General features: G+C 67.2%; 11 protein-coding genes. 5 read left to right on the forward strand and 6 right to left on the reverse strand.

From position 1 onward, the window contains the following. Positions 1–76: 76 nt before the first annotated feature. Entirely contained in the window at positions 77–1,483 is a 1,407-nt protein-coding gene (gltX, locus tag FIU66_RS12485; RefSeq protein ID WP_167623071.1) for a glutamate--tRNA ligase, read from the reverse strand. A gap of 102 nt (positions 1,484–1,585) precedes the next feature. Between gltX and FIU66_RS12490 the strand changes: the two genes are divergently transcribed. Next, positions 1,586–3,754: a ComEC/Rec2 family competence protein gene (locus tag FIU66_RS12490; RefSeq protein WP_167623072.1), complete on the forward strand. Its 2,169-nt coding sequence runs from the start codon at positions 1,586–1,588 to the stop codon at positions 3,752–3,754. A 9-nt stretch (positions 3,755–3,763) separates the two neighbouring features. Here FIU66_RS12490 and FIU66_RS12495 read toward each other — a convergent pair whose 3' ends face one another. The 3 genes from FIU66_RS12495 to smpB all read right to left on the reverse strand — a co-directional run bounded on the left by FIU66_RS12495 (position 3,764) and on the right by smpB (position 6,333). Then, the gene (locus FIU66_RS12495; protein WP_167623073.1) at positions 3,764–4,945 is read right to left on the reverse strand and encodes an amino acid aminotransferase; all 1,182 of its coding nucleotides are present in this window, start codon (positions 4,943–4,945) and stop codon (positions 3,764–3,766) included. Further along, positions 4,946–5,800: a 3-mercaptopyruvate sulfurtransferase gene (sseA, locus tag FIU66_RS12500; protein WP_167623074.1), complete on the reverse strand. Its 855-nt coding sequence runs from the start codon at positions 5,798–5,800 to the stop codon at positions 4,946–4,948. A 62-nt stretch (positions 5,801–5,862) separates the two neighbouring features. Then, positions 5,863–6,333 carry an SsrA-binding protein SmpB gene (smpB, locus tag FIU66_RS12505; protein ID WP_167623075.1) on the reverse strand — a complete coding sequence of 157 codons (471 nt, stop codon included), beginning with the start codon at positions 6,331–6,333 and terminating at the stop codon, positions 5,863–5,865. Positions 6,334–6,439: 106 nt separating this feature from the next. Here smpB and FIU66_RS12510 point away from each other — a divergent pair, with 106 nt between their 5' ends. From FIU66_RS12510 to FIU66_RS12520, 3 genes are all read left to right on the forward strand, one after another. Continuing rightward, the gene (locus FIU66_RS12510) at positions 6,440–7,429 is read left to right on the forward strand and encodes a P1 family peptidase (protein ID WP_167623076.1); all 990 of its coding nucleotides are present in this window, start codon (positions 6,440–6,442) and stop codon (positions 7,427–7,429) included. Positions 7,430–7,646: 217 nt separating this feature from the next. Beyond that, positions 7,647–9,119 carry an NAD-dependent succinate-semialdehyde dehydrogenase gene (locus FIU66_RS12515; RefSeq protein WP_167623077.1) on the forward strand — a complete coding sequence of 491 codons (1,473 nt, stop codon included), beginning with the start codon at positions 7,647–7,649 and terminating at the stop codon, positions 9,117–9,119. Between the two features lie 111 nt (positions 9,120–9,230). Further along, on the forward strand, positions 9,231–9,485 hold the full coding sequence (locus FIU66_RS12520) for a GlsB/YeaQ/YmgE family stress response membrane protein (RefSeq protein WP_167623078.1): 255 nt from the start codon (positions 9,231–9,233) through the stop codon (positions 9,483–9,485). Positions 9,486–9,560: 75 nt separating this feature from the next. Here FIU66_RS12520 and FIU66_RS12525 read toward each other — a convergent pair whose 3' ends face one another. Then, on the reverse strand, positions 9,561–10,310 hold the full coding sequence (locus tag FIU66_RS12525) for a DUF1013 domain-containing protein (RefSeq protein WP_167623079.1): 750 nt from the start codon (positions 10,308–10,310) through the stop codon (positions 9,561–9,563). A gap of 183 nt (positions 10,311–10,493) precedes the next feature. Between FIU66_RS12525 and FIU66_RS12530 the strand changes: the two genes are divergently transcribed. Next, positions 10,494–11,129 carry a ribonuclease T2 gene (locus FIU66_RS12530; protein WP_167623080.1) on the forward strand — a complete coding sequence of 212 codons (636 nt, stop codon included), beginning with the start codon at positions 10,494–10,496 and terminating at the stop codon, positions 11,127–11,129. 235 nt (positions 11,130–11,364) lie between these two features. Here the strand turns inward: FIU66_RS12530 and FIU66_RS12535 are convergent, their stop codons facing one another. Beyond that, positions 11,365–12,360: an NAD(P)H-quinone oxidoreductase gene (locus FIU66_RS12535; RefSeq protein WP_167623081.1), complete on the reverse strand. Its 996-nt coding sequence runs from the start codon at positions 12,358–12,360 to the stop codon at positions 11,365–11,367. Position 12,361 lies beyond the last annotated feature (1 nt).

The raw sequence follows: 12,361 nt of genomic DNA on the forward strand, positions 1-12,361 counted from the left end.
CCGGCTGGGCCGGGCCGACCTCTGCGTTCGCGGTGCGACTGCGCGCGGGGCGACCCTGGCAAGTGAGGGCAGGCCGTCAGCCTGCCAAATCCGTCTGGTCCTGAAGCCGGGCCAGCGATTCCTCGCGGCCTAGCGCCGTCATCATGTCAAACACACTGGGAGACGTCGTCCGGCCGGCCAGCGCGGCTCTCAGGGGAGCCGCCAATTTGCCCAACCCGACGCCGTTTTCCTCGGCAACCCGCTTGGCCGCCTGCTCCAGCTCGTCTCGCGACCAGCTACCATGCTGCAGTGCGGCAGTCAATGTGGTCAGCATACCACGGGATACCGTATCAAGCGCCTTGGCGGCCTTGTCGTCAATCTCGACCGGGCGCTCGATCAGCGCGAAACGGGCCTGGTCCAGCAATTGCGGCAGCGTTTTCGCCTTTTCCTTCAGGGCAGGCAGCGCAGGGACGATCCGGTCCCTTTGACGCTGCGTCAGGGCGGGTGCCCCGGTCTCGGCCAGGAACAGGTCCAGGGCGGCCATCAGGTCGTCATCGGACATAGCGCCGATATGGTGGCCGCTGACATGTTCCAGCTTCTTGAAGTCCAGCCGGGCGGGGGCGCGGTTGATGCCCGACAGGTCGAACCATTCGCGGGCCTGGGCATCGTCGAACAGCTCGTCATCGCCATGGCTCCAGCCCAGACGTGCCAGATAATTGCGCATCGCCACCGCCGGATAGCCGAGTGCCGCGAATTCGTGCAGGCCCACCGCGCCGTGGCGTTTTGACAGCTTCTTGCCGTCCTCGCCGTGAATCAGGGGGATATGGGCGAAGACCGGGCGCGGCCAGCCCATCGCGTCGAAGATCTGCACTTGGCGGAAGCTGTTTGTCAGGTGGTCGTCGCCCCGGATAACATGGGTGACGCCCATGTCGTGGTCATCCACCACCACCGCCAGCATATAGGTGGGCGTCCCGTCCGACCGCAGGATGATCATGTCGTCCAGCTGGTCATTGCCCACGCGGACCGTGCCCTGGACCGCGTCCTCGATCACCGTCTCGCCGTCGCGCGGCGCGCGCATGCGGATGACGAAGGGCGCATCGGGCAGGTCGGTGGCATCACGCCAGGGGCTCTGGAACGGCTCGCGCGGGTTTGCCTCGCGCCATTGGGCGATCTCCTCGGGGGTCGAGAAGCACTTGTAGGCCGTGCCGCTGGCCAGCATCTGGCGCGCCACCTCGGCATGGCGGTCCTTGCGCTCGAACTGGCTGATCGGCTCGCCGTCCCAGTCGAGGCCGAGCCAGGTCAGGCCCTTCAGGATCGCCTCGGTCGCCTCTGGGGTAGAGCGGGCGCGGTCGGTATCCTCGATCCGCAGCAGGAACTTGCCGCCCCGGCCGCGCGCATAAAGCCAGTTGAACAGCGCGGTGCGCGCCCCGCCGATATGCAGGTATCCGGTGGGGGACGGGGCAAAGCGGGTGACGATGTTCGTCGGGGCGGCAGGGTCGGACATGGCGGCGGCTTCCTTGGGTCGATGCGGGCATTAACGCTTTGGTAAGCAGTCCATGCCATCCTTGGCCCGCAGGAATAGAGAAGCCGTTGCGAAAGGACAAGAATGGCCGCCGGGGGCGAGATCACGGCATTGCCGGGCTTTGCCAGCGCGCGTCCGGCCTTGCGCCACGCGAGCGTGCGGCCCGCGCGGATGGCGGCTGCGCTGCGCGCGGGGTTGTTCGCCTGGGTGCCGGTCTGCCTGGCCGCCGGGATCGTGCTGTGGTTCGTCCTGCCGGTGGCGCCAGGGCGCGTGGCATGGATCATGCTGGCCCTTTCGGCGGTCGCGCTGCTGGCAGTCGGGCGGCTGGCCCTGCCCTGGGCGGAACGGGGCCGCATCGGCTGGGCCTTGGCGGATGCGATGCGGATCGGATCAACTGCGGCTCTGCTGGTGATCTCGGGCCTTGGCCTGATCGGGCTGCGGTCGGCCATGGTCGCCGCGCCGGTCATGGAATGGCGCTATTATGGCCCGGTCGAGGGGCGTTTGGTCGAGATCGACCGTTCCGCCCGCGACCGCATCCGTCTGACACTGGACCGGGTGGTCCTGCGCGACACCGCGCCCGGCCGCACGCCCGCCAAGGTCCGCCTGTCGCTGATGGACCAGACAGACCCGCTGCCGCCCCTGGGCCAGCGGGTGATGCTGACCGGCCATCTTGGCCCGCCCCCGGCCCCGGCCTCGCCCGGCAGCTTCGATTTCCGCTGGCTGGCCTGGTTCGAAGGCCTGGGCGCTGTCGGTTACACCCGCACCCCGATCATGGCCGTGGAGCCGGCATCGGGCGGTTTATGGGCCATGCACCAGGCCCGCATGGCGATCAGCCGGGCGATCCAGGACGGGCTCGGCGGACAGGAAGGCGCGGTCGCATCCGCCCTGATGACCGGCGACCGTTCGGGGATCGAGGAGGCGACGAACGAGGTGATGCGGGCCTCGAACCTGTATCACATCATCTCGATTTCCGGCCTGCACATGTCGATGCTGGCGGGCTTCGTCTACACCGCGCTGCGCATGGCCCTGGTGCTGGCGCAGGGCCTGGGCGCGCCCCTGCCCCAGGCTGTCCACAAGATCGCGGCGTTGGGCGCGCTGCTGGCCTCGGCCGCCTATCTGTGGCTGTCGGGCGGCGGGGTCGCCACCGAACGCGCCTTTGTCATGGTGGCCGTGATGCTGCTGGCGATCATGGCCGACCGGCGCGCGATATCGTTGCGCACCATCGCCTTGGCGGCGACCATCATCCTGGTCTATTCGCCCGAGGCCGTGACCCATCCCGGCTTCCAGATGAGCTTCGCGGCAACCGTCGCCCTGATCCTGTCCGCCGGTCCCTGGTCAAAGGTTTCACCCCACCTGCCCTTCTGGCTGCGGCCGGTGGCCATGCTTCTGGTGTCCTCGCTTGTGGCCTCGGTCGCGACCTCGCCGCTGGCGGCGGCGCATTTCAACAGGATGGCTCAATACGGGCTTCTGGCGAATCTTCTGGTTGTGCCGGTCATGGGTGCCCTGGTGATGCCCGCGGGCGTGATCGGCGCGCTTCTGGCGCCCGTGGGGCTGGCAGGACCGGCGCTTTGGGTCATGGGACTGGGCACCCGCTGGATGCTGCGGGTCGCGGAATGGGTGGCGGGCCTGGGGGGTGCGGTGGTGGCGCTGCCGCTGCCGCCCGCGCCGGTGATCCCGTTGATGTGCTTTGGCGCGACCCTTGCCGTGCTCTGCTGGCGTCAGGGACTGACGGCTCGGCGGCCCAGCCTGATGGGCGGGGGCTTTCTGGCGGGCATGGCGATGCTGGCGGCGTCAACGGCGATCTGGTTGACGGCCAGCCGCCCCCTGCTGCTGATCGCGCCCGAGGGCGAGGCAGTGGGGCTGATGACCCCGCTGGGAAGGGCAGTCTCCAAGCCCTCGGGCGGGGCCTTCATTGTCAGCACCTGGCTGCAAGAGGATGGCGACACGGCCACGCAGGAAGCCTCCGCCGCCCGCCCGGCTTGGCAAGGCGACAAGCGCGACCGCATGGCTGCGCTGCCGCAGGGCTGGGACATCTGGCATCTCACCGGCAAGGGCGCTGCGGATCGCGCGCCCGCCGCATGTCAGCCGCGGCGGATCGTGGTGCTGTCGGAAAAGCTGCCCGCGCCTGCGGACTGGCCCTGCATCATGCTGGATCTGGGACGCCTGCGTGCCACAGGCGCCGTGACGGTGGAAATGGGCGACGACGGCCCCGTCCTGCGCGGCGTGAACGACATGCTGCGCAGTCCGGGGTGACGCCGGGCCTCAGATCCCGGCGTCGATGATCGCGCGGGCTAGGACCGGCACCGTGTGCTGGTTCAGCCCCGCGATGTTCAGCCGCGAATCGCCCACCATGTAGATCGCCGCGTCGGATTTCAGCCTGGCCACCTGTTCCGGCGTGGCCCCCAGACGCGAGAACATGCCCCGGTGCTGGCCGATGAAATCGAAGCGGTCGCTGCCGGAGAGATCCCGCAGTTCGGATGCCAGTTGCGACCGCAGACCCAGCATGGTGTTGCGGACCTCCTCAAGTTCGGCCGCCCAGTCGGCGCGCAGGGCGTCGTCGGTCAGGATGGTGCTGACGACGCGCGCGCCATGGTCCGGCGGGAAGGAATAGTTCTGCCGGTTCAGGAAGGCCATCGACCCCTGCGCCAGATCGCGGGCGGCGGTGTTCTCTGCCAGGGCGAACAGGATGCCGGTGCGTTCGCGGTAGATGCCGAAGTTCTTGGAACAGGAGGCCGCGATCAAGACCTCGGGCAGGCGCTGCGCGATCATGCGGGTGGCGGCCGCGTCTTCCTCCAGCCCGTCGCCGAAGCCCTGATAGGCCAGGTCGATCAGCGGGATCGCGCCGGATTTTTCCAGAATCGCCGCGACCTCGTCCCACTGTTCCATGGACAGGTTCGCCCCGGTCGGGTTGTGACAGCAGCCGTGCAGCAGAACGATGTCTCCCTTGCCTGCACGGGCAATGTCGGCTTTCAGCCCGTCGAAATCCACGCCCCGCGTTTCCGCGTCGAAATAGCGGTATTCGACGAAGGGCAGGCCCATGAACTTCATGATCGACAGGTGATTGGGCCAAGTCGGATTGGACACATAGACCGTCGCCCCCGGATTGGCGAGCCGCGCCAGTTCCAGCGCCTGCCGGATCGCGCCGGTGCCGCCGACGGTCGCAAGGGACGCCAGCCGGTCGCCCGGCACGTCCTTCAGCACCATCCGCGCCATGGCGTTGCGGTATTCGGGTTCGCCCGCAAGCCCCGTATAGGCCTTGGTGGTCTGTGTTTCCCAGATCCGCTGTTCCGCCGCCTTGACCGCCCGCATGACCGGCGTCACCCCCTGGGGATCCTTGTAGACGCCGACGCCCAGGTCGATCTTGCCCTGGCGGGTGTCGGCCTTGAACTCCTCGATCAGCTTCAGGATCGAATCGGGGGCTTGGGGTTTCAGGTTCGACAGCATTCAGGCGTCTCCGGTTGCGAGGGGCAGGTCCGGGAAGCTGCCCCATTCGGTCCAGCTTCCGTCGTAAAGCGAGTGGTTGCGGTGCCCGATCCGTTCCAGCGCAAGCGCCAGGACGGCGGCAGTGATGCCGCTGCCGCAACTGGTGATGACGGGCTGCTTCAGATCGACGCCGGCGGCTTCGAATTCGGCCCGCAGGGCCTCGGGCGACATCATGGTGCCGTCCGCGTTCAGCAGCCGCCCGAAGGGGACGTTGCGCGCGCCGGGGATATGGCCGGACCGCAGGCCGGGGCGCGGCTCGGGCGCCTCGCCGCGGAACCGTTCGGGCGCACGGGCATCGACGATCTGGTGATCGCCCAGCTTGCTGGCCAAGGCCACCTGCGTCACGTCGCGCACCAACCCCGCCTGGCGCTGCACGGTGATGTGGCGGTCGCGCAGGATCGGGGCCATGTCCTCGACCGGGCGGCCCTCGGCCTGCCACTTGGCAAAGCCGCCGTCCAGCACCGCCACGTCTGTCTTGCCCATCAGGCGGAAGGTCCACCAGACCCGCGCGGCGCTGCGCACGTCGGAATTGTCATAGACCACGACCTGGTGCCCGTCGCCCACGCCCATCGCCCGCATCCGGGAAATGAACATCTCGACCGGCGGGGCCATGTGCGGCAGGGCGCTGCGCTTGTCGCTGATCGCATCGATGTCGAAAAAGCGCGCGCCAGGGATATGGGCGGCATCATATTCCGCCCGCGCGTCGCGGCCCGTGGCCGGCATGTGCCAGCTTGCATCCAGGATGCGCAGGTCGGGATCGTTCAGATGCGCCGCCAGCCATTCGGTCGAGACCAGCGTTTTCGGATCGTCCTGCATGGCCCCCTCCGCCTTGGTGCGGGCCTGATCTACAAGGGGCCGGTCCCCCTTGCAATGCCTTGTCAGCCCTGCTTCAGCAGCCGCTGCTTTTGCCGGTTCCAGTCGCGCTTGGCGTCGGTTTCGCGCTTGTCGTGGTTCTTCTTGCCCTTGGCCACGCCGATCTTCAGCTTCACGATGCCGCGGTTGTTGAAATACATCACCAGCGGGACCAGCGTCATCCCCTCGCGGCCGATGGCCTGCCACAGCCGCGCCAGTTCCTTGCGGCTGACCAGCAGCTTGCGCTTGCGGCGTTCCTCGTGCCCGAAGACTCCGGCCTGCTTGTAGGCGGCGATATAGCCGTTGATCAGCCAAAGCTCTCCGTCCTCGACCGAGGCATAGCTTTCGGCGATATTGGACTGGCCGGTGCGCAGCGACTTCACCTCGGACCCGGTCAGGACGATGCCGACCTCGAGATCGCTTTCGATGAAGTAATCGAAGCGCGCCCGCCGGTTCTCGGCGATGATCTTGTAGTTCTTGTCGGGATCCTGGGCCATGACGGGGATAGATAGGCGGCGGCAGGGGGCGTGTAAAGGTCGGGAAATCGCCGTTGCCCCAAGGCAGACGTCAGCCTTACCAATGGCGGCAACCGAAAGGACCGCCATGATCCCCGCGCCCCGCAACCTTGTGACCGACATTCCTGGCCTGCGCGTCGGCAACGCCGCCGATCCGCGCCTGAAATCGGGCGTCACGGTGCTGACCGCAGATGAACCCTTCGCGGCGGCGGTTCATGTCATGGGCGGCGCGCCCGGCACGCGTGAAACCGACCTTCTGGCCCCGGACAAGCTGGTGTCCCGGGTCGATGCGCTTGTGCTATCGGGCGGGTCGGGTTTCGGTCTGGCCGCCTGCGACGGGGTGATGGCGGGCCTGGCTGCTGCGGGGCGTGGCTTTGCCGTCGGCGCGGCGCGGGTGCCGGTCGTGCCGGGCGCGATCATCTTCGACCTGCTGAACGGCGGGGACAAGGCGTGGGCCGGCAACCCCTATCCTGCGCTTGGCAGGCAGGCTTATGACCAGGCGGCGGCGGATTTTGCCATCGGCACGGCGGGGGCGGGAACCGGGGCCAGCACGGGCAACCTGGAGGGCGGGCTGGGCTCCGCCTCGGCGCGGCTGTCGAACGGGGTGACGGTAGGCGCGCTTGTGGTGGTCAACGCGCTTGGGCAGGCGACGGTGGGGGAAACCCGAAACTTCTGGGCCGCGCCCTGGGAACTGGACGGCGAATTCGGCGGCCTCGGCCTGCCGTCGGCATTTCCCGCCGCCGATGAACCTGCGCCGGTGAAACGCCTGGGCGAGGCGACCACCATCGCCATCGTCGCCACCGACGCGGCCCTGGACAAGGCGGGCCTGCAGCGGCTGGCGATTGCCGCCCATGACGGCATGGCCCGTGCGCTTGTGCCCAGCCACACGCCATTCGATGGGGATCTGGTCTTTGCCGTCTCGACCGGGGCGAAGCCGCTGGCCGATCCGGTGGCCGATCCCTTCCTGCTGGGGCACGCCGCCGCGTCCTGCCTGGCCCGTGCCATAGCGCGGGGCGTTCATGCCGCCACACCCGCACCGGGCGACCTGCAACCCTGCTGGAGCAGCCTTCGGGCATGAAAAAGGGCGGTGCGCGACCGGCGCACCGCCCCATGTCAGAGAGAGGGTCGCCAAGAGGGAAGGCTTAGCGATACCATTCCAACGCGGCCACGCGCATTTGGTTCACGGGTTTCGCCCTGGGCGCGACTTTTTTCCGATGCTCTGCAGTGCGCCGCCCCCGCTTTGACATCCCCATGCCCACGTGCTGATCTTGGGCAACCGATACGGAGCCAGCCCCATGACCAAGCATTCCACCGACCTGAAGACCCTGTTGCGCGATCCGTCGCTGCTGGAAACCCGCGCCTTTGTCGCCGGCGAATGGGTCGAGGCGCGGGACGGCGCCACCTTCGACGTGACGAACCCCGCCCGCGGCGACGTGATCGCCAAGGTGGCCGACATGGACCGCCAGGACGCAGCCCGCGCCATCGAGGCCGCGGCCGGGGCGATGAAGGACTGGGCCGCGCGCACGGCCAAGGACCGCGCAGGCGTGATGCGCAAGTGGTTCGACCTGATGATGCAGAACCAGGACGACCTGGCCCGCATCCTGACCGCCGAGATGGGCAAGCCCTTCCCCGAGGCCAAGGGCGAGATCGCCTATGGCGCCAGCTTCATCGAATGGTTCGGCGAGGAAGCCAAGCGCGTCTATGGCGAAACCATCCCCGGCCACATGCCCGACAAGCGCCTGACCGTGCTGCGCCAGCCGATCGGCGTGGTGGGCAGCATCACGCCCTGGAACTTTCCCAACGCCATGATCGCCCGCAAGGTCGCCCCTGCCCTGGCCGCAGGCTGCGGCTTCGTCGCCCGCCCGGCGGCGGAAACCCCGCTGTCTGCGCTTGCCATGGCGGTGCTTGGCGAACGCGCGGGCCTGCCCAAGGGGATCCTGTCGGTGGTCACCTCGTCACGGTCCTCCGACATCGGCAAGGAGTTCTGCGAGAACCCGCTGGTGCGCAAGCTGACCTTCACCGGCTCGACCGAGGTGGGGCGGATCCTTTTGCGCCAGGCCGCCGACCAGGTGATGAAATGCAGCATGGAATTGGGCGGAAACGCGCCCTTCATCGTCTTCGACGATGCCGACCTGGATGCGGCGGTGGAAGGCGCGATGGCGTCCAAGTTCCGCAACAACGGCCAGACCTGCGTTTGCGCCAACCGCATCTATGTCCAGGCGGGCGTCTATGACACCTTCGCGCAGAAGCTGGCGGCGGCGGTGGACAAGTTGCGGGTGGGCGACGGGCTGGAGGACGGCGTGACCACCGGCCCGCTGATCAACGAGGATGCGGTCGAAAAGGTCGAGGAACACATCCGCGACGTCTTGGACGGCGGCGGACAGGTCATCACCGGAGGCGAGCGGATGGAAGGGCTGTTCTTCAAGCCCACGGTCGTGACCGGCGTCACAGACCGCATGAAGGTCGCGACCGAGGAAACCTTCGGCCCCCTGGCCCCCCTGTTCCGGTTCGAGACCGAGGAGGAAGTCATCGCCAAGGCCAACGACACGATCTTCGGACTGGCCTCCTACTTCTATGCGCGCGACATCGGCCGCATCACCCGCGTCCAGGAAGCCCTGGAATACGGCATCGTGGGCGTGAACACCGGGATCATCTCGACCGAAGTGGCGCCGTTTGGCGGGGTCAAGCAGTCGGGCCTGGGCCGCGAAGGCAGCCGGCACGGCATGGACGATTATCTCGAGCTGAAATACATCTGCCTGTCGGTGTGACATTTTCCACACAAGTTCCAAGGCTTGCGGAACGCAATGCGTCCTGCCGGCATTGAATGGGCAAGACCCTGGTCGTCGTGATGTGCCGGGTCATCATGGAAAGGGAAAGTCATGGAAGGTTTTGGCTGGATTCTGTCGATCATCCTGGGCGCGATCGCAGGCTGGATCGCCGAAAAGATCATGAAGAGCGACCATGGTCTTCTGATGAACATCATCCTGGGCATCGTTGGCGCACTTCTGGGCAACTGGTTGGCCCGCGCCATCTTCGGCACCACCGCCGGCGGCGCGATCGGCCAGTTGGTCATCGCCGTGATCGGTGCCTGCATCCTGATCGCGATCGGGCGCTTCATCCGCCGCAAGACCTGAACCCGGTCCGGACGAAAGAAGAAAAGGCCGGTGCGCATCGACGCACCGGCCTTTGTCATGGGAAGGACCTGGCGTTCAACGGCCGCCGTTTTCGTCATCGTCCTCGTCCCGATCGGGCAGGTTGAAGAAGCTGTCGGCATCCAGGTCGGGCTCGGCCTCCTTCGGCTCGTCCCGCGTCAGCGAGAAGTTCTCGAGCCCAGCCATCGACGAGGGCAGGCGCGGCTCGTCGCTCATCGACAGCGAGGTTTCGGTGCTGACCAGCTTGCGGCGTTCGTCGTCGGTCATCACCTCGCCATTGGCGGCGGCCTTCTTGGCGGCTTTCTGGACGGCGGCGTCCAATTCGGTCTGGCGGCACAGGCCCAGGGCGACCGGGTCGATCGGCTGCATGTTCTGGATGTTCCAGTGGGTCCGCTCGCGGATCGACGCGATCGTTGGCTTCGTGGTGCCCACCAGCTTGGCAATGGCCGCGTCCGGCAGCTCGGGATGGAACTTCACCAGCCACAGGATGGCGTTCGGCCGGTCCTGGCGCTTGGACAGGGGCGTGTAACGCGGGCCGCGGCGCTTTTCCTCGCCCTCGGCGGCGGGGTTGTGCTTCAGGCGCAGCTTGTAGGTCGGGCTGGCCTCGCCCTTGCGGATCTCCTCGGGGTCAAGCTGGTGGGACGCGACAGGGTCATAGCCCTTGACGCCCGCCGCGACGTCGCCGTCGGCGATGCCCTGCACTTCCAACTCGTGCAGGCCGCAAAAGTCTCCGATCTGCTTGAAGCTCAGCGTGGTATTGTCCACCAGCCAGACGGCGGTCGCCTTGGCCATCAGCGGCTTGCTCATGTCAATCTCCTTCGCATGTCTGCCCCGAACAGCAGGTCTCAGACCGGTAAAACGGCTTTTGGCGGGGTGCCATTCCTCGTTTTCGGGGGGAATTGACCGGTCATATAGCGATTCTGACGACTGGGGAAAAGAGGATTCGCAAGGGTCGTGGACGGCGCCTGCCTGCCGGGGCATGGTGGCGGCATGAAACATGCCCTGCTTGCCGCCCTTGCGCTGACGCTTTGCCCCCTGCCTGCCCCTGCGCAGGATGTCGCGGGCGAATTCGACTATTATGTTCTCGCGCTCAGTTGGCAGCCAAGCTGGTGCCGCGCGACGGGTGATGATCGCGACGCCAGCGAATGCGACCAAGGCAGCGGGCTGGATTTCACGGTTCATGGTCTTTGGCCGCAATACGAACGGGGCTGGCCCGATCACTGCGATACGAATGAACGAGATCCGTCACGGCGCCAGACCCAGGCAATGGACGACCTGATGTCGCCGGGGCTGGCTTTGTACCAGTGGCAGAAGCACGGCCGTTGTTCCGGCCTTTCGGCAGGCCAATACTATGCCACGACGCGGGAAGCGGCCGAGATGGTCCGCATCCCCGCCCCCTTCGACGACCTGCCCCGCGACATCACCCTGCCGCCCCAGGTGGTCGAGGAAGCCTTTCTCGAGGTCAATCCCCGGCTGTCACCTGATGGCATCACCGTCACCTGCAAGGCCGAAGCCCTGGCCGAGGTGCGCATCTGCCTGACCCGCGACCTGCGGCCCCGCGACTGCGCCCCCGACGCGCGCCAGGATTGTTCCCGTCCCCGCCTGCTGATGGAAAAGATCCGCTGAAGAAGGGGCGCCGCCCCCGGGCCTGCGGGCCTCCCCCGGGATATTTCCCACAGGAGATGCGGTCTCAACTTTTTCTTAGGATCCCAATGCGACATTGAACACGCCGAACAGGCGGGGACGCCGATGACCGCCACCGCATATGCCACAGACCTTGGGGACGGGTGCCCGCAAGGTCTGTGTGCCTGTCTCATCTTCTATGCGTCAAATATCCCCGCCCGAGGCACCTGCCCACGCCTCAGGGGCCATTACCCGCCACTTTCAGGACGATCTTGCCGATATGCTGGCTGCTTTCCATGCGGCGATGGGCCTCGGCCGCGTCGTCCAGGTCGAATTCGCTGTCGATGCTGACCCGGACCGACCCGGCCGAGATCAGCGGCCACAGTTGCTTGCGCAGGGCCTCGGCGATCTCGGCCTTGGCGGCGTCCGATTGCGGGCGCAGGGTCGAGCCGGTCACGGTCAGCCGCTTGGTCATGATGGGGGCGAAGTTCAGTTCGACCTTGGGGCCTTCAAGGAAGGCGATCATGACCAGCCTGCCGTCCGGCGCCAGCGCCTTGATGTTCCTGGCGATATAGCTGCCGCCCACCATGTCCAGAATCAGGTCGGCGCCGTCCTCGGCCGCCATGACCTTGGTGAAATCCTCGGCGCGGTAGTTGATCGGGGTCGCCCCAAGCGCCGCGATCGCCGCGCATTTCTCGGCGCTGCCGGCGGTCGCGAAAACCCGGGCGCCCAGGGCGCGGGCGATCTGGATCGCCATCATCCCGATCCCCGAGCTGCCGCCGTGGACCAGGAACTTCTCGCCCCCCGTCAGCCCGCCGCGGGTCACGACATTGGACCAGACCGTGAAGGCCGTTTCGGGCAGGCAGGCGCCTTCGCGCAAGCCCAGGCCATAGGGGATGCGCAGCGCATGGTCGGCATGGCAGACGGCATATTCCGCATAGCCGCCGCCCGGCAGCAGCGCGCAGACCTGTTCGCCCTTTCTCCAGCGGGTCACGCCCGCGCCCATGCCCACAATCTCGCCCGAGGCTTCAAGCCCCGGCAGGTCCGATGCGTCGGGCGGCGGCGCATAGCTGCCCTGGCGTTGCAGGACATCGGGGCGGTTCACCCCGGCATAAGCCACGCGGATCAGAATCTGGTCGTGGCGGGGCACCGGAACAGGGCGGCTGGCGGGCCTCAGCATGTCGGGACCGCCGGGGCCGGCGATCTCGATGGCCTTCATGGCGTCGGGGAACATC

Source organism: Paracoccus sp. AK26, from assembly GCF_011801365.1.
GTDB lineage: Bacteria > Pseudomonadota > Alphaproteobacteria > Rhodobacterales > Rhodobacteraceae > Paracoccus > Paracoccus aerius.

Coding starts and splice junctions, on each gene's coding strand:
- smpB (WP_167623075.1), bottom strand. CDS start 6,333: ATGGCCCAGGATCCCGACAAGAACTACAAGATCATCGCCGAGAACCGG.
- gltX (WP_167623071.1), bottom strand. CDS start 1,483: ATGTCCGACCCTGCCGCCCCGACGAACATCGTCACCCGCTTTGCCCCG.
- FIU66_RS12520 (WP_167623078.1), top strand. CDS start 9,231: ATGGAAGGTTTTGGCTGGATTCTGTCGATCATCCTGGGCGCGATCGCA.
- FIU66_RS12510 (WP_167623076.1), top strand. CDS start 6,440: ATGATCCCCGCGCCCCGCAACCTTGTGACCGACATTCCTGGCCTGCGC.
- FIU66_RS12515 (WP_167623077.1), top strand. CDS start 7,647: ATGACCAAGCATTCCACCGACCTGAAGACCCTGTTGCGCGATCCGTCG.
- FIU66_RS12490 (WP_167623072.1), top strand. CDS start 1,586: ATGGCCGCCGGGGGCGAGATCACGGCATTGCCGGGCTTTGCCAGCGCG.
- FIU66_RS12495 (WP_167623073.1), bottom strand. CDS start 4,945: ATGCTGTCGAACCTGAAACCCCAAGCCCCCGATTCGATCCTGAAGCTG.
- FIU66_RS12530 (WP_167623080.1), top strand. CDS start 10,494: ATGAAACATGCCCTGCTTGCCGCCCTTGCGCTGACGCTTTGCCCCCTG.
- FIU66_RS12535 (WP_167623081.1), bottom strand. CDS start 12,360: ATGTTCCCCGACGCCATGAAGGCCATCGAGATCGCCGGCCCCGGCGGT.
- FIU66_RS12525 (WP_167623079.1), bottom strand. CDS start 10,310: ATGAGCAAGCCGCTGATGGCCAAGGCGACCGCCGTCTGGCTGGTGGAC.
- sseA (WP_167623074.1), bottom strand. CDS start 5,800: ATGCAGGACGATCCGAAAACGCTGGTCTCGACCGAATGGCTGGCGGCG.